Source organism: Pseudomonas sp. IPO3747, assembly GCF_013385245.1.
In the GTDB taxonomy this organism is placed as follows: Bacteria; Pseudomonadota; Gammaproteobacteria; order Pseudomonadales; family Pseudomonadaceae; genus Aquipseudomonas; species Aquipseudomonas edaphica.
The window spans coordinates 972,046-993,664 of record NZ_JACAQL010000002.1 but is presented as its reverse complement, the minus strand read 5'-3'; the positions used below and the strand labels follow the sequence as shown (position 1 = coordinate 993,664).

Annotated in this window: 17 protein-coding genes; 3 read left to right on the top strand and 14 right to left on the bottom strand. The window is 60.3% G+C overall.

Annotated features, from left to right (window positions below):
- Positions 1-5 precede the first annotated feature (5 nt).
- Positions 6-866, top strand: coding sequence for an HlyD family secretion protein (locus HX790_RS05880; RefSeq protein ID WP_017138163.1), 861 nt, complete (start codon positions 6-8; stop codon positions 864-866).
- A 103-nt stretch (positions 867-969) separates the two neighbouring features.
- Here HX790_RS05880 and HX790_RS05875 read toward each other — a convergent pair whose 3' ends face one another.
- Both HX790_RS05875 and HX790_RS05870 read right to left on the bottom strand, forming a co-directional pair.
- The gene (locus HX790_RS05875; RefSeq protein WP_017138162.1) at positions 970-1,371 is read right to left on the bottom strand and encodes a nuclear transport factor 2 family protein; all 402 of its coding nucleotides are present in this window, start codon (positions 1,369-1,371) and stop codon (positions 970-972) included.
- Positions 1,364-2,557, bottom strand: a complete 1,194-nt coding sequence (locus HX790_RS05870) for an MFS transporter (protein WP_017138161.1) — start codon at positions 2,555-2,557, stop codon at positions 1,364-1,366. The genes HX790_RS05875 and HX790_RS05870 overlap by 8 nt, the downstream gene beginning before the upstream one ends.
- Positions 2,558-2,668: 111 nt before the next feature.
- On the opposite strand from HX790_RS05870, the gene HX790_RS05865 reads away from it, so the two are divergent.
- A complete protein-coding gene (locus tag HX790_RS05865; protein ID WP_099548417.1) occupies positions 2,669-3,526 on the top strand; it encodes a LysR family transcriptional regulator in 858 nt (285 codons plus the stop codon).
- Here the strand turns inward: HX790_RS05865 and HX790_RS05860 are convergent.
- Together HX790_RS05860 and HX790_RS05855 are read right to left on the bottom strand one after the other, a co-directional pair.
- Positions 3,523-4,335 carry an SDR family oxidoreductase gene (locus HX790_RS05860; RefSeq protein ID WP_099548418.1) on the bottom strand — a complete coding sequence of 271 codons (813 nt, stop codon included), beginning with the start codon at positions 4,333-4,335 and terminating at the stop codon, positions 3,523-3,525. The genes HX790_RS05865 and HX790_RS05860 overlap by 4 nt on opposite strands.
- Before the next feature lie 14 nt (positions 4,336-4,349).
- The gene (locus HX790_RS05855; RefSeq protein ID WP_069786112.1) at positions 4,350-4,814 is read right to left on the bottom strand and encodes a multidrug transporter; all 465 of its coding nucleotides are present in this window, start codon (positions 4,812-4,814) and stop codon (positions 4,350-4,352) included.
- Positions 4,815-5,174: 360 nt separating this feature from the next.
- Between HX790_RS05855 and HX790_RS05850 the strand changes: the two genes are divergently transcribed.
- Positions 5,175-8,546, top strand: coding sequence for a hypothetical protein (locus HX790_RS05850; protein WP_369683568.1), 3,372 nt, complete (start codon positions 5,175-5,177; stop codon positions 8,544-8,546).
- A gap of 85 nt (positions 8,547-8,631) precedes the next feature.
- On the opposite strand, the gene HX790_RS05845 is transcribed toward HX790_RS05850, so the two are convergent.
- The 10 genes from HX790_RS05845 to algK all read right to left on the bottom strand — a co-directional run bounded on the left by HX790_RS05845 (position 8,632) and on the right by algK (position 21,615).
- Positions 8,632-8,907: a DUF3077 domain-containing protein gene (locus HX790_RS05845; protein WP_017138156.1), complete on the bottom strand. Its 276-nt coding sequence runs from the start codon at positions 8,905-8,907 to the stop codon at positions 8,632-8,634.
- Positions 8,908-9,226: 319 nt separating this feature from the next.
- A complete protein-coding gene (locus tag HX790_RS05840; RefSeq protein WP_176991339.1) occupies positions 9,227-10,678 on the bottom strand; it encodes a mannose-1-phosphate guanylyltransferase/mannose-6-phosphate isomerase in 1,452 nt (483 codons plus the stop codon).
- Between the two features lie 186 nt (positions 10,679-10,864).
- Complete coding sequence (locus HX790_RS05835) at positions 10,865-11,521, bottom strand: alginate O-acetyltransferase AlgF (protein ID WP_017135222.1); 657 nt, start codon at positions 11,519-11,521, stop codon at positions 10,865-10,867.
- Positions 11,522-11,537: 16 nt separating this feature from the next.
- On the bottom strand, positions 11,538-12,710 hold the full coding sequence (locus tag HX790_RS05830) for an alginate O-acetyltransferase (protein ID WP_138452514.1): 1,173 nt from the start codon (positions 12,708-12,710) through the stop codon (positions 11,538-11,540).
- Positions 12,711-12,721: 11 nt separating this feature from the next.
- Positions 12,722-14,254 carry an MBOAT family protein gene (locus HX790_RS05825; RefSeq protein ID WP_017135220.1) on the bottom strand — a complete coding sequence of 511 codons (1,533 nt, stop codon included), beginning with the start codon at positions 14,252-14,254 and terminating at the stop codon, positions 12,722-12,724.
- Between the two features lie 207 nt (positions 14,255-14,461).
- Positions 14,462-15,571 (bottom strand): mannuronate-specific alginate lyase, encoded by a 1,110-nt coding sequence (locus HX790_RS05820; RefSeq protein WP_017135219.1) that lies wholly within the window; start codon positions 15,569-15,571, stop codon positions 14,462-14,464.
- 8 nt (positions 15,572-15,579) lie between these two features.
- Positions 15,580-17,028: an alginate O-acetyltransferase gene (locus tag HX790_RS05815; RefSeq protein WP_017135218.1), complete on the bottom strand. Its 1,449-nt coding sequence runs from the start codon at positions 17,026-17,028 to the stop codon at positions 15,580-15,582.
- An 11-nt stretch (positions 17,029-17,039) separates the two neighbouring features.
- Complete coding sequence (gene algG / locus HX790_RS05810) at positions 17,040-18,608, bottom strand: mannuronan 5-epimerase AlgG (RefSeq protein WP_017135217.1); 1,569 nt, start codon at positions 18,606-18,608, stop codon at positions 17,040-17,042.
- Entirely contained in the window at positions 18,608-20,095 is a 1,488-nt protein-coding gene (locus HX790_RS05805) for an alginate export family protein (protein WP_017135216.1), read from the bottom strand. Before HX790_RS05805 ends, algG begins: the two co-directional genes overlap by 1 nt.
- The gene (algK, locus tag HX790_RS05800; protein WP_225933030.1) at positions 20,092-21,615 is read right to left on the bottom strand and encodes an alginate biosynthesis TPR repeat lipoprotein AlgK; all 1,524 of its coding nucleotides are present in this window, start codon (positions 21,613-21,615) and stop codon (positions 20,092-20,094) included. The genes HX790_RS05805 and algK overlap by 4 nt, the downstream gene beginning before the upstream one ends.
- Between the last annotated feature and the right edge of the window lie 4 nt (positions 21,616-21,619).

The following is a 21,619-nucleotide window of genomic DNA, read 5'->3' as shown; positions in this document are numbered from 1 at the left end:
CCCCGATGAAAAAGTTTTTCAGCCTGCTCGCGACCTTGCTGGTATTGGCATTGGCGATCTGGATTGGCCGCACGTTGTGGGTGCACTACATGCAAACGCCGTGGACCCGCGATGGCCGCGTGCGCGCCGACATCATCAATGTGGCGGCCGACGTTACGGGCGAAGTGGTGGATGTACCGGTGCGTGACAACCAGTTGGTGAAGAAGGGCGACCTGCTGATGCAGATCGACCCCGAGCACTACCGCATTGCCGTCAAACAGGCGCAGTCGCTGGTGGCTTCGCGCAAAGCTACCTGGGAGATGCGCAAGGTCAACGCCCACCGCCGTGCCGACCTCGACGCGCTGGTGATCTCCAGGGAAAACCGCGACGACGCCAGCAACATCGCCGACTCGGCGTTGGCCGATTACCAGCATGCGTTGGCGCAACTGGAAGCCGCTGAACTTAACTTGAAACGTACGCAGGTGGTGGCGGCAGTGGACGGTTATGTCACCAACCTCAATGTGCATCGCGGCGACTACGCGCGCATTGGCGAGGCAAAAATGGCCGTGGTGGACATGAACTCGTTCTGGGTCTACGGCTTCTTCGAAGAGACCAAGCTGCCCCATGTGAAGGTGGGCGACAAAGCCGATATGCAACTGATGAGCGGCGAGACGCTCAAGGGCCACGTGGAAAGCATCTCGCGGGGTATCTATGACCGCGACAACCCCGAGAGCCGTGAGCTGATCGCCGATGTGAACCCGACCTTCAACTGGGTGCGCCTGGCCCAGCGGGTGCCGGTGCGGATACACATTGATGAAGTGCCCGACGGCGTGCTGCTGGCGGCGGGGATCACCTGCACGGTGATCGTCAACCCAACGCAACATTAAACTGTGGGAGCTGGCTTGCCTGCGATAGCGCACTGTCAGTTGACCTGTTTTCAGCTGACCCACCGCCATCGCAGGCAAGCCAGCTCCCACAGTTTTGGCTGTGTTATGCCTTGATGAAGGTTTCATGCAGATGGCGCCACAGCAGCGCGCCGCTGGCCTGTTTTTCGAATACCACGGTGGCGCGGCGGTCAGTCTGGGTGCCGCTGTCATCAATCTGGTGTTCGCGGTAAGTCACCGTGGCACCGCGCGCGTGCCGGTCGATCCCGGCCATTTCGCTCAAGGTGATCTTCAACCCCGGGCGCATACCGCCCAGGCGCGTGAACAACGCTTTAACCCCGGCTGTATTCACTCTCGTGCCGGTGGCGGGTGCGACCATGCTGAAATCGGGTGAAAAGCGCGCAAGCAAGGTTTCCAGGGTGCCTTCAGGCGCAACCCCGGCAAACCATTGCTCGATCTCGACGTGGGTCTGGATCACTTCTTCAAAAAAATCGTTGTAATCAATCATGGCTGGGCTCGCTGGCAGGGTGAAGCAGCGTGCGGACTCTGGATGTATCCAGGCGCAACACGGCAAAAAGGGGCAGCAGTGTCAGGGCTGCGGCTATCGTGAAGGTTATGACGAAGGAATCCAAGGCCGACAACAACGCACTGAGGGCGGCAGCGCCGAGGCAGAAGCTGACTTGTCGATTGATGTTCCACAGCGCACTGGCGTGGCCCATGCGCTCGGCGGGTATGTCGAGAAACGCCAAGGTCTGCGCCGTGCTGCTGCACAGGCTGCCGCCCAGGCCCATCAACGCGTAGGCTAGAATAATTACGGCCGGTTCGGGTTTTGTCAGCAGCAGGATGCCGATGCATTGCAGGGCCATGCCCGCCAGCAGCAAGGGTTTTGGGCCGTAGCGGTTGAAGCGTTTTTTGCTCAGGAAAATCGCCAGTGCCGACGCCAGCGCCCACGGCAACATCAGCGCGCCGGTGTGTGTCGCGTCGTAGCCCAGGCCTCGCAGGTAGAGAATAGCGATCAGGCTGGTGCCGATAAATATGCCGGGGATGAACAGATAGACCAACATCGCCACGCGCAGCATCGGGCTGCGGATCTGTTTGAAAATACTGCCCACATCCAGGGCCGGGCGCACTGTTACAGGTGCATCAGGTTTTATCCACAGCAGTGCCAGCAGCAACGTGAGCAACGCCAGCGGCAGGTTGGCGTAGAAGATCCAGCGCCATGACACACTGTCGACGATCAGCCCGCCCAAAGCCGGCGACAATGCCGGTACCAGCAGCGCCACCGACATCACGCTGGCTGTCAATTGGCTGCGTTCTGCCGCTGGATAGTGCCGGTAAGCCATGGCCTGGCCCACGGGGATCAGCAAACCACCGCCCAAACCTTGCAGCGCCCGCCAGCCAATCAGCGTTTCGATGGAACCCGCCTGGCCAACCATCACCGAGGCGCCCGCGAACAACAGCAGGCTCGCCGCGATCAGCGTTCGTTCGCCCATGATCGCCGCCAGCCACACACTCAACGGAATGATCACGGTCAGCCCGAGTACGTAGGCGTTGCTGATCCACGCCAATTGCGTGACCGAGGCGTGCAGTTCGCGGGCGATGTCCGGGTAGGCAACGGTGGCGACAAACATGTTCACCAGGTCCAGGGCAAAGCCGAGTAAAAAGATCCAGGCGACTTTCGAGCGGTAGGTCATAAACGCGATCCTGCGAGTGAAGCGGGCAGGGTAGGTCGCAAGCAGCGTTTGGGATACGGTGATTTGACTGTTAGTTTGTCAAAAATATTTTGACAAAGGAGGGCGCGGCCAATGGTCAGCCTGGACCGATTCGACACCTTCAAGGCCGTGGTCGAGGCCGGCTCGCTCACCGCCGCCGCCGATCGGCTGGGCCAGACCCGCGCCGTGGTCAGCTTCAACCTCAAGCGCCTTGAGGCAGAACTGGGCGTGACCCTGTTAACTCGCAGCACCCGCCAGTTGGCGCTGACAGATGCCGGTGAGCGCTTTTACCTGCGTTGCACGCGCATGCTGGAAGAAGCCCGGCTGGCGGTGGAAGAAGCCCGTTCTGAACATGCCCAGCTCAAAGGCACCTTACGCATCACCACCACGGTGGAATACGCGTTGGCAGTCGTTGCTCCTGCGGTGGAGGCTTTTCGGCGCCTGCACCCGGACTTGAACATTCACTTATCCACATCCTCCACCCATGCCGATTTGATCTCCGAACGCTTTGACGTGGCGATTCGGTTGGGGCGACTGCTCGACTCCAATCACCGGGCGGTGCAGCTGTCGACCTTTGAGGTGTTTGCTGTCGCCGCGCCTGAGTTTGCCCTGGTGCAAACCCTGGATGCGTTGGAGCGCGTGCCCAAGTTAGGCCATGGCCGTTTGACGGAACTGAGCCTGACCGACCCGGCCGGCGGCGAGCATCAATACCGTTCCGGCCCTGCGGCACTGGTGGCCGACAGTGCGTCTGTGCTCCAGGCTTTTGCCGTGCGTGGGCATGGTGTGGCGGTGCTGCCGCAATGGCTGGTGCAGGGTGATCTGGACGCGGGGCGGTTGGTGCGCTTACTGGCGGACCATCGCTTCGCGCCGCAAGGGATTTACGCGATGTACCCGGATACACGGCATTTGCCGCTGAAGGTGCGGGCGTTTATTGATTTTATGAAGGGCTAGAGTGAGCCAGAGAGTCCGAACCGCTTCTTCAGGACTTTCTCCAGCAACCCTTTTGGCAACAGCGCCGCCATCAACGGCAACGCTCGGCTGCCATTGCCCGCACGCAACATCCGTGGCGGTGTTGGGTGTTGCACAGCCTTAAGCACTTGAGCTGCAAACTGCTCGGCCGAAGTCGGGTTGCCCTGCGAAGCCTGGGAGCGCGCACGAATACCTTCACGCAACGGCCACCAGGGCGATTGTTCGTTGATCAGCAGCTCAGCCTGGGCGCCGGCGTTTTTCGCGAAGCTTGTATTGATTGCTCCCGGCTGTACTTCCAGCACGCGCACGCCAAACGGCGCCAGTTCCATACGCAATGCATCGCTCAAGGCATGCACCGCCGCTTTCGAGGCGCAGTACGCACCGGCAAACGGCGTGACCAGCACACCCGAAACGCTGCCGATATTCACCACCAGCCCTTTGCTGCGCCGCAGCGCGGGAAAGAGTGCCTGGGTGACGCCGACGATGGAAAACACATTGGTCTCGAACTGGCGCTGCATGGCTTTGGTGCCGCCGTCGAGCAGCGGCCCCATGGCGCCGTAGCCGGCATTGTTGATCAACACGTCCAGTTCGCCGAGCTGTTCGGCCAGGCGCTGCAGCGCCGCACTGTCGTTGACGTCCAGTAGCACGGCATTGAAGCCGGCAGCAGCGAGGGCGGCGACGTCCGCTTCGCGGCGGGCGCTGGCCCACACGTCGAAGCCGGCGGATTTAAATGCGTCAGCGAGGGCGCGGCCAATGCCACTGGAGCAACCGGTGATGAGTACGTTGGGCATGGATCAATCCTTTGTCAGTCCGAGAAACTGCCTTGCAGGTGCTCGGCGCGAAATTCCAGGGTTTGCGGGCGGTAGCCGGGGCGCAGCGGCGGCGTGGGTAAACAGTCGTCCCAGGTGGCGCCGGCCTGTAATTCGCCAGGGCCGCGGTAGCGCGGCGCAGCATAAACGTTATCGGCCAGGTTCACCGTGTCCCCCGGTGCATACGCTGCGAGGCGCCAGCGCAATTCAGTGAGCGGCACGTCGTTGCCGTTGATCAGCACCAGTTTCAACGGTCGGTCGGCTGGGCATTCCTGTGGCGCGTAGCTGATGCGCAGTTCCAGGCGTGCCAGTTGCGAGGCTTCGCGGCTGTCCAGCCACACCACCCAGATGGCGACAAAACCCAGGCCGACGGCGGCGGCCAGCGATACCGGCAAGGCTTTGGCGGGGTAGCGCAGCAGCAGGATCAGCCAGGTGATGATCAGTAGAACGCCGAAGAACATGATGATGACCTCGCGAAGGGATAGACCATCGTACCTGTGGCTGGGCCGGGTTGACTATCTACGGGCAGAGACAGGGTCTGTGCGCTGCATTGAACACATGATCAAACAAGTTTTTTTAGCGGTTTTTATACGAATCGACACTCAGGAAGTACCGAAGCCTGTCGGAACAGAGCGCCTCGACAGGTCCTACTTCAAGTCCTTTTATGTGAGAAAGAGTCGATGATTTACCGCCCCCTCAGTCCAGGCAATCAGCAACCGTTTTTGGCTATAACGCCACCCTCTTCATTGCCGGTTGAACCACCTCCTGCGGCGGTGGGCAATGAACCGTTGCAAGCGCCTTCGGCTCCCCAAACGCCCAGGGTGCCTCGGTTGCGCAGAGCCACACTGGAAAACGCTCCGGCCCGCGACACCTCTAAGCCTTCGGCGCTGACGCTCAGTCAGCGCCAAGAATTGGCAGGGAATATTCATACCAATTATTGCCTGACGGTGGCGTTGGAAGAGATCCAGGCGGCCATCGCCGAGGATCCGAGTCTGGATGTTGCAGCGTTGCTCGAAGTGAAGAAATTTTCCGCTCATCACGTTTCTACTTTTGGGCGCGCCTATAAAATCGCGCCGGGCGAGGATGTGCCGCTGGCGTGGTTCCTGCGGGAAAATCAATGGCTGGTCCCCAAGGATCTTGGGCAACTGGCCAACCTCATCGCCGTGTGCAAGGAGCCGTTGCCTGAGCCGGTTGAGCACGGCAATTACTGGGGGCTGTTATCCCAGCCCGCCACATTGGACAGTGGTCAGCGCACCCGGCTAAGCGAAATGGCCGCCGCCGAAATGGCCACGCTGTCGCCTGGCAAAGGCATCTTCGCTGCTTTTTATGAGAAGCATGGGGTTTCGCTTCAAGGCATGAGCGCCGCGCAGCTGCTTGAAAGCATGCTGGGCAGTGCTCAGATCAGAAACTTGGGCCAAACGCTGGAAATGGCCCTCAACAGTGACGCGTCACTGACCAGCAAAGATGCAAGTTGGGCGTTGGCGGCAATGGTGCTGGAGCTGGATCCGCAGGCCGGCAGCAAGCGTGGCGTCGTGGCCGGGTATGACCTTTACCAGCCAGCCAATCGAGATGTCCATCCTTCGGTGGTCGTCTCGCGCCTGGAGAAACATCTGGTGGACCAGGGCAAGGTGCCTGTCGAGCTGGCACCGGCCGCCGCGCGCTTATTGCTTGCAGGCGCTGACCCTGCCTTCATTGCCGAAGATATGCCCAGCAACCTGGTGGTTAAGTCTGCGGCCTTTGCCAAGCTGTCGGCGGTTGTGCAGGCGCAAGAGTTTTGGACGCCGGGCATTGCGACATACACCGATTTTCAAACGTTCATGAGGCTGGCCAATCACAGTCCTGTCTCGGAGGCCGAGGGGGTTGTCGAGGCCAAGGCTCAGTCCAATGCGTTGATTCAGTGGGGCGTTGCCCAGGATGAAATGGCAGGTAAGGACGATGAAGACTATACGTCGCAAGACGTGGTCGGGTTACGCGACGCCTTCAATGAGGAACTCTCCTCATTGAAAAAAGCCCATGAGCAGATAAGCGCCGCCATGCCCACCCGCGAGAACATCGCAGTTGAAAACCTGAAAGAGGCCTATGGGGCCGATCACTCATTTGATGTGCGTAATATCAGCATTGCCAACATCGATGCCAGTGAAAGCCAGTACCACTCGTTACTGGATATCTACATGTCAGGAAAGATGGACCGTATCCCAAGAGGGCAGCGGTACGATTTTCAGTTAGGTAACCGTTTCACCCGGGTCAAGCCGCTTCCTGATGTCAACCAGGCATTCGACAGCCAGTTCGATAGCTACTTCAACAACTTGAAGGAGGGCGTGACAACCACCTCCAGACACCAACTATTGCAGCTGTCTGCGCAAGACAGACACACCATCGCGTCGGGTAAGGTCGAGTTTTTTTCTCTACGCAAAGCCGGTGTTGCGCAGGCTGAGGAGACGGAGAGCCCGGAACAGGCACAAGCGGCCAAGGCGCGTTACGGACTGTTGATGCGGGTGCTGACCAAAGTCGACAAAAACGGCAGTGACCGGGACGTTAAAAACCTGCGCCATGTGTACTACGAAGTGTTCCCCCTGCAAGGCGTCATCCGCCGTCGCGACGACCTGCCCCGGTATCTGCCTAACCCCCCTCCACGAGTGGCCAACGCTCAAACCTACGCCACGACTCAGGCTAAAGGGGTCAGTGTTCCGGTCGATTATGAGGCCTATGAAAACGGCACCCCGCCACAGGCCGGCAAGGTTTCGACGGGGCTGTTGACTCAGCAGCTCAACGCGCCTTATTTGCCTGAGCCCAGGCAAGGGCAGGACGCCAGTTCCGCGGTTTCCGTGAATGCTCGGTTCGACACGATCGCCAAGGTGATCGCCGACCACCTGTTACATGATCGCGATGCCATAAAGGCAGGCGCCAAAGGCGTGACCGAGGTGGAAAAGGAAGAGGCCGGCATCAAGGCCGCGCATGATTTTGTGACCGGATTGATTCCGTTTAAAAATGCCATCGAAAACGCAGTCAAGGGCAATACCGGCGCGGCCATCAAGGACTTTGCGCTGGATATCTTTGGTTTCATCCTGCCATTCGGCAAAGGGCTGGGGCAGGCGAGCAAAGCGTTGGGCAAGTTGAGTGAAAAGCTCGGAACACGGGCGTTCAAGGTGTCCGATACGGTTTTGCGCTCAGTTGCCAGTGGCTTGAACCCCACCGACGGTCTGGGAGACCTGGCAGTGGGGCTGGCAAGGGGCGGGAAGACAGTGTTGAAAAGTAGTTTCGGGGAGCTGAAGCAAATATTGCAGGAGCAGTCTGTCAATGTTGGCGTCTCTGGGAAGGTAGCGAACACGGTATCCGACATCGCCGGCACCGGTCGCCAACTGCCCGACTACAGTGCTCACTCACTGCCTGATAGCCTGCTTGAGGGCGTTAAGAAAAGGGGCGACGGCACGTTTCAAGTCGGGAAAAAGTTTTATGTCCGCTACACCGATGGCACCGGCGTCAACCGAGTATTTGAAATCAGCGACGTCTACAAAGTCGCGGGCGGGCATGTTCGGGTCGTTGATGTCAACCAGAAAACGGTGATGTTCCTCCAGCCAACAGGCACCGGCGAATGGCGACTGAACAGCATGCTGGGAGGCGTCAAGCCCGAAACACTGCATGGCCCAGGTGGAATCAGGCCTCAGCCGCAAAAACGTCCTGCCGGGCAAGCCGGCTCTGGTTCATCCGCAGGCGTGGGGGTAACCGGCAGTCAGCCGGCCTTTAAACGACCCAAGGTGCCTGAAGCTTTCCCGGGTGAAAAAGCGCTGATGGACCCTCCCGTCACAGGCGAGAACCGTTTCTACCATTACACCGGGGCAAAGTCTCATGCCGCAATCAACAGCGATTGGCATCTGCAGTCCTCGGTGCTTAACGTGGATGGCAAGCCGTTACCGGGCGGGCGAGCCAGGCATTACTTTACGGATCTGGCGCCTGATGATGCGGCAACCAAAGAGATTTCCACGACTATTTTTGGGCGCCGGCGACATGGCAACCAATTGGATAAGATGACGCATTACTACGAGGTCAATACCTCGGGGCTGACGGTCATGAAAACCGATAACCCACATATTTTTTATGTGGAGACGACATACGCCCTGCCCTTGAAGTACAGAGTCGATGGTGAGCCGGTGAGTCGAATCATTACCCACGGGCAAACGCCATTCACTGCGTAGCCTCTACGGCCCCTCCCGCATTTAACCGCGTCCCTGCTTTGAAATACGGCCAACGGCGGGAGGGGGCTTGCTCCCGATGAATTGCTTACTGAGCAGAAGAATCCGCCTGCAAGCCTTCGATGGAAGCCTCAACCAATGCCAAACCGGTTTCGGCTAACTGCAGGCTGGCCCAATTCAGGTAGCTCTGGTGTTCGGTGCACAAGTCTTGAGCTGCCAAGGTGAGCACGCGCGCGGTGCCTAAAACATAGCTGGCATGTTCCAGTGCATGTTCGATGGGAATGCCGGGTTGTACGCAAAAAAGAGGTTCTTCACTGCGGTCGCTGGGGCCGAAGGGGGTGGGGCGGGTGGTTTGTTTGGACATGGTGGATCTCCTGATGAAAATGGGATCCTATGAGTTCGCGAGGCCGTCAAACCTCATCACGAATGAGTCGTGACAGGCGCGAGGATAGGCAGGATGGAGCCAAGGGTCAATGCTGGCGGGATGCTTTCGGACGCCATCGCAGGCAAGCCAGCTCCCACATTCGACTGCATTCCAAGGGCATACCCGGTCCAACTGTGGGAGCTGGCTTGCCTGCGATGAGGCCCTTACGGTCAATGCAAAACCCAAGAAAAAGCCCCCACCCAGCCCACTGCGGATAGGGGACGCAACGGGCTGGATGAGGGCTTCTTGTACGACCGTGTTACTGCGCGATAGTTTTCACCGAAACGCCACGTTCAACCGGCGTCGAGCGACCGTAGATATCTTCAAAGCGCTCGATATCGTCTTCGCCCAGGTAGCTGCCCGATTGCACTTCGATGATCTCCAACGGGATCTTGCCCGGGTTACGCAGGCGGTGCACCGAGGCGATCGGGATGTAGGTGGACTGGTTCTCGCAGAGCAGGAACACGTTGTCGTCACAGGTGACTTCGGCCGTGCCGCTGACCACGATCCAGTGTTCGGCGCGGTGGTGGTGCATCTGCAGCGACAGGCACGCGCCCGGCTTGACCGAGATGTGCTTGACCTGGAAGCGCCCACCCATGTCCACCGAGTCGTAGGAACCCCACGGGCGGTAGACTTCGCAGTGGTTCTGGGTTTCGCAGCGGCCCTGGTCGTTGAGGGTGGAGACCATCTGCTTGACGCCCTGGACCTTGTCCTTGTGGGCAATCATCATCGCGTCCTTGGTTTCCACCACCACGATATTGTCCAGGCCGATCACCGACACCAGCTTGCCGTTGCCGTGGATCATGCAGTTGCGGCTGTCCTGGATCACCACGTCGCCTTTGCTGACGTTGCCATTGACGTCTTTGTCATTGACCGCCCACAACGAGGCCCAGCAACCCACGTCGCTCCAGCCGGCACTCAACGGCACCACGCAGGCGCGCTGGGTTTTTTCCATCACGGCGTAGTCGATGGAGTTGTCCGGGCAGCAGGCGAAGGTAGATTCGTCGAAGGTCACGGTGTCGGCATCCTGCTCGCTGCGCTCCAGGGTCAGCACGCAGGTGTCGTAGATGTCCGGGTCGTGTTTTTTCAGCTCTTCAAGAAAACGGCTGGCGCGGAACAGGAACATGCCGCTGTTCCAGAAGTAGCCACCGCTTTTGACGAACTCGACGGCGCGTTTTTCATCGGGTTTTTCCACGAACTGTTGCACGCGGCTGACGCCTTCGGGCAGCAGCGAATCGTTGCTGGACTTGATGTAACCGTAACCGGTTTCCGGGCGGGTTGCCGGGACGCCGAACAGCACCATCTCGCCACGCTCGGCCGCCACGGTGGCCAGGGCCAGGGCGCGTTGCAGGGCTTTCTGGTCGTCGATCACGTGGTCGGCGGGCAGCACCAGCATCAGTTCGTCGCGGCCTTCGTTGACCAGCATCATCGCAGTCAGGGCCACGGCCGGCGCGGTGTTGCGGCCGAACGGCTCCATCAGGATGCGTTGGCATTCGAGCTTACGCGTGCTCAGTTGCTCGTTGACGATGAAGCGGTGGTCCTTGTTGCAGACCACGATCGGGGCGTCCATGCCTTCGAACATCAGGCGCTCCAGGGTTTGCTGGAACAGTGTGTGTTCGCCGGTCAAGGCCAGGAATTGCTTGGGGAACTGTTTGCGGGAAAGCGGCCAAAGACGTGAGCCGCTACCACCGGAAAGGATTACTGGGATCATGGGTGTTTCTCCTTGAATCGATTTGGGTCAGAGCTACGAAGGTTTGTCGTTTCACTCTTGTTTTTGTCTCGGTCCTGAGTCGAAACGCGCACAGTGTGGGAGCTGGCTTGCCTGCGATGGCGCCTTCAAGACTGCCATCGCAGGCAAGCCAGCTCCCACAAGGGGCGTGTCAACTCAGGGAAATCATCAGCGGGTCGACACGGGGCGCTTGACCCACACTGGCGAAATGCTCGAACCCGAGCCGGTCACATACAGCACCGCCGCTTCACCGCGTTCCAAAGCCACCGGCTTCACATCGCCGACTTTCTTGTCACCGTCATACAACGCCAGGCTGACTTTCACCGGGTTTATCTCGCGCTCGCCACGGCCCTTGGCGGCCACCGACTTGACCACGTCGGTCTTGCCGTCGGCGGTTTTCAGGGTCAGGGCCTTGTCGCTGAGGTTCTGCACACGCACCAGGGATTTCTGCTTGTTCTTGAACGGCGGCTCTTCGATCAGCTGTGGCTGGCCGCTGCCGCTGTTAACCAGGGTGTAGTAGTGGTCAGCGGCAAGTTTGACCGGCACGGTCTGGCTGCCGACCTTGGCGCTGTAGTCGCCGCCGGGCATGAAGCTGAAGTCACTGCTGGCCAGCGGCGCCACATCGCTCAAATTGGTCGCGCCGACGGTAGCGCTGACTTCCTGGTTCGATGCGTTGTAGATCCGCACAAAGCTTGAGCCTTTCGGTGCAGTCGGGCCGTAGAGCGCGGCGTCGCCCCCGGCGAAGGCGGACATCGATACGAAGCTCAAGCCGGCAGCGATGGCCAGGGTCTTGGCGAGACGACGCGGAGTAGTAGTGAAAGTCATGTGAGTTACCTCTCTTTCAGTTTTGCGCCCGGTCGGGCGTCTCGGATTTTTGAGTGTTCAAAGCCATGTTCTGTTGGCGCGAACCGGCTTGTTTAAGCTGCGCAACCCACTGCGGGTCGGCATCACCGATTTCGTTGTTGACGGGCAGATAACGTTCCGGAAACTCCCAGATCAGCACTTGGGGCGGGCTGTTCTTGAAGTCATCGCTTTTCAGGTAGCTGAGCATCGGCAGGATCGGGCCGTGGCCGTCTTCGGAGTAGTTGATGACGTCGCTGTGCAAGGCTTGCTTGAGCGCGCCGACGAAGTTCCAGTTGGGGTTGGCACTGTAGCTGGTGCCCACCAGTGCTACCGGCGTTTCACTGTCGGCAAACAGGGCGTCGTCGCCTTTGTTTTCCGCCAGGTGCGTGACGCGTTTTTGCAGCGGCTCTTTAGGCGGCATCAGGTTTTCGAACAGCGGGTCCAGCGGCAGGAACAGGCGCAGGTCACCTTTGTGCGGTTCGGTTTTTTCGGCTTCGGTGACAAAGCGCTGTGGCTCACCGCTCAGCGGCGTCTTGTCGGCAATGGTCTTGGCCAACTGTTTGGCAGCGATTTCCGCACCGTCCGGGGTCCAGTGGGTATCGGTGCGCAGGAACACTTGCGTGCCGCCCAGCTTGGCCTGTTGCAGCGGGCCAAGCAGGTCAGGGGCAATGATCTTGTCGGCCGCGACACGGGCGTGGAAGTCCTCGTACAGGTTGGCGTGGATGCTCGCCGGTTTCACTTTACCCAGGTGTTCCGGGTACAAGCGCACCTTGGCCGGCACGATCGCCATCACCAGTTGGATGCCCTGGGCCTTGAGTTTTTGGCGCACGCCTTCGACCAGCGCGTAGTTGCCTTGCAGGTTCTGGTCTTCGTTGACGATGGGGTTGAATTCCTCGTCGCTGTACAACCAGTGGTCGCGGCCCAGCACCACGCCGGGGCGGCCTTCATTGAACAGCTTGTAGTCCAGCGCCGCCCAGAGGTTGGTGCCCAGGCGCTTGATCGGGAACTCATCGTCGTAGTGGGTCTCGACGGCCTTGGTCCAGCGGCCGTTGAGCACGGTGGCGTCGGCGTTGGTGCTGAAGCCGAAGAAGCTGCGCAGCGACCAGGCGCCCAGGGCCAGCAGCACCAGCAGGAACAGCGTGATATAGAGGACGCGAAATGAACGGGTCATGGTCGGCTCCCTCAAAATTGGAAGTAAAGGAACGGCGAGAAACTCTGCGCCGACAGTTTCAGAATCGAGGCCACGAACAGCAGCAGTACGGTGGCGCGCATGGCGTAGCGTGGCCAGTCAGCGGTCCAGTAGGCCGGTTGCACGGCGGCGTCCTGGCCCACGCTGAAACCGGGCTGGTGGATGCTGCCTGGGTTGTCGCCCGGTACTGCCTTGATCAGGCTCGGGTCGGCGGGTTTGGCTTTTTCGGCAGGGCGATTGTTGTAGAAATCGCGCAGGCCAAAGAACGCCAGTGTTGCGTAGGCCACCACCAGGGTTGCCACTTGCAGGCCAGTGAGGCTGGCGCGGTTGAGTTCTGACAACGACCACTCACCAAAGCTGAACATCGCGCCGTACATACGCCCGGCGACGTGCAGGTTTTCGGCGCGGAAGATCACCCAGCCCATCACCACCAGCAGGAAGGTGAAGGCCCAGCGCAGCAGATTGAAACTGCGTGGCGCGGTATTCAGGCCGATGGCTTTTTCAATCGCCAACCACATACCGTGCCACGCGCCCCACACGATGTAGGTGATGTTTGCGCCATGCCACAGGCCACCGAGCAGCATGGTCAGGAACAGGTTGCGATAGGTGATCAGCGTGCCTTTACGGTTGCCGCCCAGGGTGATGTACAGGTAGTCACGCAGCCAAGTGGACAGGCTGATGTGCCAGCGCCGCCAGAACTCGGTGATCGACTGGCTGATGTACGGCTGCTTGAAGTTTTCCATGAAGCGGAAACCCATCATCAAGCCCAGGCCGATGGCCATGTCGCTGTAGCCGGAGAAGTCGAAGTACAGCTGCGCGGTGTAAGCCAGCGCGCCGAGCCAGGCATCGCCCGTGGTCGGGTTTTGCAGGGCGAAGCAATGGTCGGCCACCACCGCCAGGGTGTCGGCGATGAAGACTTTCTTGATGAAACCTTGCATGAACCGCGTGCAGCCCTCGGAGAACTTGTCGAGGGTGTGGGTGCGGTTGTTGAACTGGTCGGCCAGGTCACGGAAGCGCAACACGGGACCTGCAATCAGGTGCGGGAAGATCGCCACGAACGCCGCGAAGTCGATCAGGTTGCGGGTTGCCGGGGTATCGCCACGGTACACGTCGATGATGTAGCTGATGGACTCGAAGATGTAGAACGAGATGCCAATCGGCAACAGCACGTGGGTGAGGATAAACGGCTCCAGGCCCGCCGACTTCATCATCACATTGATGCTGTCGACGCCGAAGTTGGCGTACTTGAAGTAGCCGAGGATGCACAGGTCGACAGCCACGCCGAGCAACAGCCAGCGCTGCGCTGGTTTGGTGCGCACGCCGGCGGCACCGACCTTGAGGCCGATCCAGTAATTCCACAGCGTCACGGCGGCGAACAGCGCCAGGAAGTCCACTCGCCACCAGGCGTAGAACACGTAGCTGGCAATCAGCAGCAGCAGATTGCGATAGCGTTGCCCGCTCAAGTAGTACAAGCCGAGAAAGATCGGCAAGAACAGAAACAGGAACACATTGGACGAGAAAACCATCCCGATCTCTCCATGTTTAACCAACAGTCAAGGGCCAACGGCCCCCCCAAACCCCCCACGAATCTGGGAGGGTGTACGCGTTCAGTGTGGGAGCTGGCTTGCCTGCGATGACGGTGTGTCAGTCGACATCAATGCTGAATGTCATACCGTCATCGCAGGCAAGCCAGCTCCCACATTTGGACCGAGTCCAGGTGTGGGAGCTGTGTATCAGCTGCCTTTGTTGCCTTTTTCGTGCGTCGGGTCGTAGACCTTGGTCAGGTCACCGCCGAGGCGGAAAGTCTTGAACGGCTGCATGCCGTGCTTGCGCTCGATCACCTCCGGCGCGCAGGTGTAGAGGGTGCAGAAGGGTTCAAGCCAGGCAAATTTCATGTCCTCCTTGAGGTCCTTCATGTCCTGCTCTTTGCCGTTCTTCTGCTCGAAGATGTCCGGGTCTTTAACCCCGGCCAGCACCTTGTCGCCCAGGCGTTTGAGCGCGCCGTTATTTTCCTGGCGCAGGTCTACACCGTTGACCAGCGCAAAGCTGGCGATCATCGACAGCGGCGGCAGCGCGTAGTTGTGGTACGCCAAGGCGCGTTGCTGGCGCTTCAGTTCGTTGGGCAAGAACCCTTGGGCGTCCACCTGATTGGCGCCGACCTTGTATTCCTTCACCGCCCAATCAAACAGGTCGCGACGGTTGGTGGCGATGGACGTGGCCATCACCGACCAAGCGGCCCAGTAGGAGTGGTTGTTGGTTTTATCCAGGGGCAGGTTGTCCCAGTCGCTGACCACTTGATCGGCGAGTTTGTTGAACCAGGCCTCGATCAATTGCGATTCCTGCTGATGATTAGCCAGCGGGTGCGAGTCGGAGAACTTCAGGCGTACATAGGCCGAGGCCATGCTGCCCAACGCCCATTTGCGCATGGACTTGCCGGTGTGGTTGAAGTCCTTGGACATCAAGGCATCGGCCTTGGCCCAGCTCGTAAGCCAGTTGAGGGTGCACTCCAACTGCTCCGGGCGGCCGTCGCGCATGAACTGCATCACGCGCTTGCTGGTGTCTTTTTCCAGCTTGGTGATGTCGGCGGTGCTGTCGCGAAAGGCTTTTTCCGATTGCACATTCAGGGTGGCGCGGGCCTTGTCCGAGCCTTCGTACTTGCTGCGAAATTGCAGCGAGCCGGTGTACGGCGCCGGCATGGCGTCGCAGTCATTCTTGAAGTCGCCGGTCTTGAACGCTTCCACCGGGGCGAAATAGCCTTGAGGTGGACGCAGTGGCGCGGCGGCGTTGACTACACCTGCGAACATCGCCAGGCCCAGCAGCGTTGGAATCAATAATTTCTGCATAAGTAACCTCACTTCCCAAGCTGGGCGGTCTGTTGACCACCCGCCGGGAACACGTTGCGTGTGCAAATTTTCGCTTCGACTTTCTGCGCGGCAGTGCCCGCTTCGGGGCCTTGCACTTCCACGGCCAGCAAGTTCTGCGAGGCCCAGTCTTCATCGGTGCGCAGTTCAAAGGCGAAACGCCCGTCTGTATCGGATGTTTCGGGTTTCTCGATCTTGATGTCCTCGTGGCGCCCGTTCATGTACCAGAGGGTGGCTTGCAGGGTTTTCACCGACGGGTCGGCGAAGCGGATATCGACCTGATGGTTGGCGTTGCGCAGGTCTTTGTTCGAGCTGTTGACCATCAACTCGTTCTTGCCGGGTTTGAGCGTGGTGCTGGCGCTCATTTGCGCAGGCTTGCCTTCGCAGCCGTTGTCGAGCAGAGCCATCATCTGGCGGTAGATGGTTTCCTGGTCGAGGCGGTACAGCGGCGAGAACTCCCAGATAAGGATTTTCGGCGGGGTCTTCTGGAACTCGTCGCTGCCCAGGTACTGGATCATCGAACCTTCCAGGCCGCCGCCGGGGAAGGCGACGTTAAGGATGTCGGCACCGATTTCCTGTTCCAGGAAGCCGGCAAAGTTGTAGTTCTTGCCACTGTGGCTGGTGCCCACCAGGGTGATCTGCGGGTTGCCCGAATCGCCGAACAGGTCGCCATCACCGGCTTCGCCTTTGGGCTCGGTGGTGAATTGGTCCATGTACTGGATCGCGTAGCTGGTGCCGCACAGTTGCCCGGCCATGTTGTGCAGGGTGCCGGTCTTGCCCATGCGCCCGGAGCGTTTGGTTTCGAATTCGCGCTTGGGAATATCGGCAAACTCGGGCATGGCCCGCACTTTGGCGCCGACGATTTTTGCCGTGCGTTGGGCGCCGTATGGCGTCCAGTGCTGGTCACCACGGAAGTAGAAGTCGTGGGCCGGCAGTTCATCCGGCAGTTGCTCGTTGGTCAACGGCGACAGGTCCGGCACCACATAACCCATCTTGGCGAAACGGCCGAGCATGCTTTTGTAGTTGCCCAGCGCCTTGTCAAAATTGAACGCGGCTTTTTCCTCAGGGTTGAGCTTGTTGCGATTCACCAGGCCACGGGTCGGCTGGTACACCACCACCAGTTCCACGCCCTTGGCCTTGAACGCATCGTGCAGCTGCTGCATGCGTTTGTAGCCGGCGGGGCTGGTGTCGAATTCGGTGCGCAAATCTTCCTGGGTACGGAACAGCCAGTCGCCCTGGGCTTGCACCAGGGTGGTGAAGTTCTGCTGGTAGCGCGTGGTGTAGTTCTTCGCGTCATGGGCGGCCGGGCACAGGCTGCAGCACGGCTCGGCGGTGAAGGTCGGTGCCTTGATTTCATCGGCGCGCACGCCCTGGCTGGCCGCCAGCAGGCCGAGGGTCAGACCCGAGAGGCTCAGCAGTTTGATCATGTGTGGGTGCATAAGGGTCATCCTCAGTCCTGCATTTGGGTCTGGCGTTCGACAGGGTCGATCAGCACGGCTTTCTGCTGGCGCACCAGCAGGTCGAGAATCTCTTCCTGGCGATCGCCCAGCACGCCGGCAAAGCTGATGCCGCTGGATTTGGTCGGCGCCAGCATCGACACGCGGTACAGCTCGATGCTCAACGGCGAATCAATCGACAGCGGCCCGCTGCCGTTGCCGGCCAGCTCGCCGCCGACCACGATCAGCGAGACTTTCGCGTCAAACGGGTCGAGGGCGATGTCGCGGTCGGTGTCGGTCAAATCCTTGATGTGCCCGTACACGCCGGTCAGCCCGTTGGCCATGGCGGAGTTCTCGTACAGGCGAATGTTCACGCTGTTACGCACGCGGATGCCGTGGCGACGGTTGGCGATGACCTTGTTGCCCCACAACAGGTTGTCGCCGCTCTCATAGAGGGTGATGCCGTCGGTGTGGTTGCGGTAGATCTCGTTGTCGGCGATCAGGTTGTTGACGCTGTTACGGTCGATCACCAGGCCCGAGAGCTTGTTGTCGTAGCTGCGGTTGTTGAAGATGAAGCTGTCGTTGACCTCACGGGAAATGATGATCCCGTGCTTCTTCTTGGTGCCGTAGACGGTGTTGTCAGCAATGATCAGGCCGTGGGAACGGTCGTGCGGGTCGATGCCGTAGACGATGTTGTCTTTGTAGGTGTTGCCCTTGATCACAAAGCCGGTGGTCTCGTAGCAATAGAAGCCGTACCACATGTCGGAGAACTCGGAATCGATGATCCAGCCGGTCGGTTCCGCACGCTTGAGCACCTTGGCCATGTTCGGCGTGTACTGGGAAATACTCACGCCGTAAGACTTACTGTTGGCGTAGCCAAAGCTGGCCATCTTGGTCTTGGAGATGTAGGTTTCGGTGCCGCCCCAGGCCAGCAGGAACGGGCGGAACTCCTTGGGCGACTTGAACAGCGCCGGGCCGTTGGTCTTTTCGTCCCAGCCGGTGATTTTGGTGTCACGCACAAACAGCTGGCCGTCGTTGATCAGGAACGAACCGGCTTGCTGGGACAGGCGCAGCTCCTGGGTCTTCTTGTCGATGTCGAGGATGCCTTTGCGCCCGACCACAATCGGCAGCTTGGCCAGAAACACGCCCGGCGAGGTTTCACTGAGGTACTGCTTGGGCACTTTACCGAGCAGGTCCTTGAGGTTCAGGTAGCCGTCGTCGACAAAGATTGCCTGGGGAATGCCGTGCTGGCGTACCACCCATTCGGCCATCTTGTTATCGCCGCCGATAAAGTCCTTGAGCGCGTCTTCCTGCATCATGCGGCGGATGCTGACTTTGCCCGGTTTGCTGCGCACGATCTTCTTTTCCATCGCCGCTGCGGTGTAGCCAGTCAGGTCGGGCAGCGCAGGCTTGGGCAGTTCCAGCGGCGCGGTGGGCGGGCTGGAAATGGTGTAGGTCTTGGCCTGTTGCAGTTCCTTGGCGATGGTCGGCGCCTTGGCCGCCGTATCGGCAAACGCTGTGGCGCTGGCCATCAGCATTGCCGCGACGAGTAGGCTTTGAGCATTCATTGCGCAGGCTCCCATCAGAATTTCCAGATCACGTCGACAAACGCGCGGTGCATGTACGAGTCGACCTGGCTGCCATAGGCATCGCCCGGCTTGAACACGCCTGCACGAAAGCGCACCAGTGCCGACGGCTCGTCGATCGACTGGCTGAGGGCGGCCGGCAACAGGCCCTTTTTGAAGTACTTGGTGACCACCAGGTCCATCTCCTGACCCAGATCTTTTTTGCCGTCTTCCAGCGGTAACGAGGTGCTGGACAGGATCGCGCCGGTCACGTCGTCGGTGTTGTTCTGCACCGCATCGATGCCGTTGCTGCCCACCGGCTTGTTGCCGTCGACGCGCCAGAACTTGTGATAGACCAGGCTGGCGTCGTAGTCCTCGCGCAGCTGCCAGGAACCGAACAGGCTCATGGACTGCATGTTGTTCATCTCGCCGCGAAACGCTTCGCCAAAGCGATGCACGCGGGACTGGGTGCCGGTCCAGTTCGAACGGTTGCTTTGCAGGCCGTTCTGCTCGTACTCGGCGCTGGCACGGGAATAAGCCGCACCGACTTGCCACTGCGGGTCGAGGCGCAGGCGCACGCCGATGTCAGTGGCCCAGCCATTCACGTCGTCGCTGCGTTTGGCCTGGGTTGGGCGGGTGCCGTCGGCGTTGAGGGCATTGACCGTGTCGCGGTTGCCTTTCATGCCGGTGACGCTGGCCCAGTAGTTGACGGTGTTGGTGTTGCGCCAGTTGTAGGCGTCGCTGTTGGCTTCGATGCCGAGCCAGGTCAGGTCGCCGTTTTCGCGCTTGTCCAACGAGTCGGTCGCCACGCCCGGTTCCGGGTAGTCGAGCTTACCGTTGTCATGGGTGTGGTGGGCGCGCAAGCCGATCCACTGGCCTGGGGTCCACTGGTAGGCGGCGTCGGCGTAGAGGTGCTGGCGGTCCTTGTCCTTGGGCGACAGCTCCTTGAGGTCGGTGCGGTATTCGCTGAAGCGTTCGGCAACGCCGACATTGGCCTTGAGCAGGGTGGTATCGAAGGTCCAGTTCAGCGCTTCGATATTGGTGTCGCGCCATTGGCCGTCGTCATTGCGCAGGCGTTGGCGACCCAGCTTGAGCAGCTCGCCCGGGTAAGGCGTGAAACCGCTGTAGCCGACCCAGAACTCGCGCATGGCCAGGTAGTTTTTCTTGGACTTGCGGTCGTTGTTGGTGGTTTGCTGATTTTCGTCATCGGCCGATTGTTGCAGGGGGTCGGTCTCGATGATGTCACTCGACACGACCGCCTGGCCCATGGCGTAGGCGCTCCACGCGCCGCTTTCGCCGTAGACCCACGGGCGCAGGTCGAGGCCGATGCCGTTGACGTCGCCGCCTTTTTGCGTACCGAGGTCGCGGTCATCTTCGGATTGTGCGGTGGCTTTGACTTCCAGGCCGAAGTTCTTGGCTTCGGTCAGCGCGGCCAGGGTCGGGCACGACCACAGCAGGGCGAAGGTCAGGCCGATACCGGCCTTGACGAATGGGTTGAGCTTCATAGGGATTCCTCGCCGTCTTCTTCTTGCAGGGCGTGCAGTTGCAGCGTGCTCTGGGCCAGGGTGCCGCGCGTGGCCAGTTCCTGTTGCACCAGGCGTTGGCCTTCGGCGCGTTGCTCAGGCGTGAGCGGGGCTTCGAGCTGCGTGGCCAGGTCATTGGCCTCTGGCGTGTCCTGGGCTTTGGCCAATTGGCTGAAGACATAGGCGTTCAATGGGTCGGGCTTGGTGCCCTTGCCCTGGGAGAACAATTGCGCGATGGCGAAGTCGGCGCTGTTCTGGCCGTTGCGTGCAGCGGTCAGCAGGTGGTCGAGGGCTTTTTGCGAGTAGACCTTGCCCAGGTAGCCACGGCGGTAGATCTGGCCGAGGTAGTAATCGGCGGCGACTTCACGGCCCACGGCTTTCTCGAAATGCGCTTCGGCAGCCTTGGCGTCTGCCGGTACCCATTTGCCTTCGTAGTAGAGCTTGCCCAGCAACAGCTCGGCGCGCGGCTGGTCGGCGGCGCGGCCGTTGTCCAGGTACTTCATCATCTGGTCGACGTCGCCCAGTTCGGGGAAGTCGTAGAGCAGTTGCGCCAGGCTGACCCAGGAGGCCGGATAGCCAGGGGCGATTTTTTCCAGCAGCGCCTGGGCGGTTTTTTCATCCGGCTGGCCGAGTGTCGCATCACCCAATACGCGGGCTACGCTGTCGACGCGCTGGGCGGTGACGGTGCCACGGGCGTAGCCGGCTTCGAGCTGCTTGAGCAGTTCGGCCTGTTTTTCCGGCTCGGCTTTCTTCTGATAAACCGTGGCCAGCTCGACGTAGCAGATATCGGTGGTGTTCAGCGCCGCCTTGCAGATGCGCTCCACATCATCCAGGTGCTGGTCGTAGGTGCCCTGGGTGCGATACAGCAGCACCTGGGCCAAACCTGCTTCCGGGTAACCCGCCGCCTGCCATTTGCTGATTTGCTGTTGGGCGTTCACGTTGGGGAAGCTGTGCGGGTATTGCAGGTACAGCATCGCCAGCGGGATCAGGGTGTTGCCTTCGCCATTGGCAAAGGCTTTTTTCAGCAGGCCTTCGGCTTCGTGCTGTTCGGCTTCGGTAGCGCCGGGTTTGGCCACCAGCAGGCGGCCCAGACGTGCCTGGGCACGCGGCGACGTATCGGCGGCCGCGCGGTAAGTGGCCTCGGCCTGGCGGATTTGCTCGGGATCGCGGGTGGTGACCTGGATGTCAGCGAGGCCGACTTGGGCTTCGCTGTAGCCCAGGTCTGCCAACTGCTGGTAGTTCTGTTGGGCGGTGACCGTGTCGCCACGTTTGAGGGCTTCGTTGGCCAGGCGCTGGTCGGGCAGGCCGGCGCAACCGGCGAGGCTGACCGCCAGTGCCAATGTGCAGAATGCAGAGGCGAAGTGCGACCCGCTCTGTGTGGGAGCTGGCTTGCCTGCGATGCGGGCAACTCGGTCTTTCAGGTGCACCGAGTCGATCCCATCGCGGGCAAGCCCGACTCCCACAGTGCTCTGTGTTGTGCTTGAAATAGGGTTCACAGGCATGTCC

Excerpts from the sequence above, each read along its gene's own strand:
- HX790_RS05880 (WP_017138163.1), top strand. The coding sequence starts at position 6 with ATGAAAAAGTTTTTCAGCCTGCTCGCGACCTTGCTGGTATTGGCATTG.
- HX790_RS05875 (WP_017138162.1), bottom strand. The coding sequence starts at position 1,371 with ATGATTGATTACAACGATTTTTTTGAAGAAGTGATCCAGACCCACGTC.
- HX790_RS05870 (WP_017138161.1), bottom strand. The coding sequence starts at position 2,557 with ATGACCTACCGCTCGAAAGTCGCCTGGATCTTTTTACTCGGCTTTGCC.
- HX790_RS05865 (WP_099548417.1), top strand. The coding sequence starts at position 2,669 with ATGGTCAGCCTGGACCGATTCGACACCTTCAAGGCCGTGGTCGAGGCC.
- HX790_RS05860 (WP_099548418.1), bottom strand. The coding sequence starts at position 4,335 with ATGCCCAACGTACTCATCACCGGTTGCTCCAGTGGCATTGGCCGCGCC.
- HX790_RS05855 (WP_069786112.1), bottom strand. The coding sequence starts at position 4,814 with ATGTTCTTCGGCGTTCTACTGATCATCACCTGGCTGATCCTGCTGCTG.
- HX790_RS05845 (WP_017138156.1), bottom strand. The coding sequence starts at position 8,907 with ATGTCCAAACAAACCACCCGCCCCACCCCCTTCGGCCCCAGCGACCGC.
- HX790_RS05840 (WP_176991339.1), bottom strand. The coding sequence starts at position 10,678 with ATGATCCCAGTAATCCTTTCCGGTGGTAGCGGCTCACGTCTTTGGCCG.
- HX790_RS05835 (WP_017135222.1), bottom strand. The coding sequence starts at position 11,521 with ATGACTTTCACTACTACTCCGCGTCGTCTCGCCAAGACCCTGGCCATC.
- HX790_RS05830 (WP_138452514.1), bottom strand. The coding sequence starts at position 12,710 with ATGACCCGTTCATTTCGCGTCCTCTATATCACGCTGTTCCTGCTGGTG.
- HX790_RS05825 (WP_017135220.1), bottom strand. The coding sequence starts at position 14,254 with ATGGTTTTCTCGTCCAATGTGTTCCTGTTTCTGTTCTTGCCGATCTTT.
- HX790_RS05820 (WP_017135219.1), bottom strand. The coding sequence starts at position 15,571 with ATGCAGAAATTATTGATTCCAACGCTGCTGGGCCTGGCGATGTTCGCA.
- HX790_RS05815 (WP_017135218.1), bottom strand. The coding sequence starts at position 17,028 with ATGCACCCACACATGATCAAACTGCTGAGCCTCTCGGGTCTGACCCTC.
- algG (WP_017135217.1), bottom strand. The coding sequence starts at position 18,608 with ATGGGAGCCTGCGCAATGAATGCTCAAAGCCTACTCGTCGCGGCAATG.
- HX790_RS05805 (WP_017135216.1), bottom strand. The coding sequence starts at position 20,095 with ATGAAGCTCAACCCATTCGTCAAGGCCGGTATCGGCCTGACCTTCGCC.
- algK (WP_225933030.1), bottom strand. The coding sequence starts at position 21,615 with ATGCCTGTGAACCCTATTTCAAGCACAACACAGAGCACTGTGGGAGTC.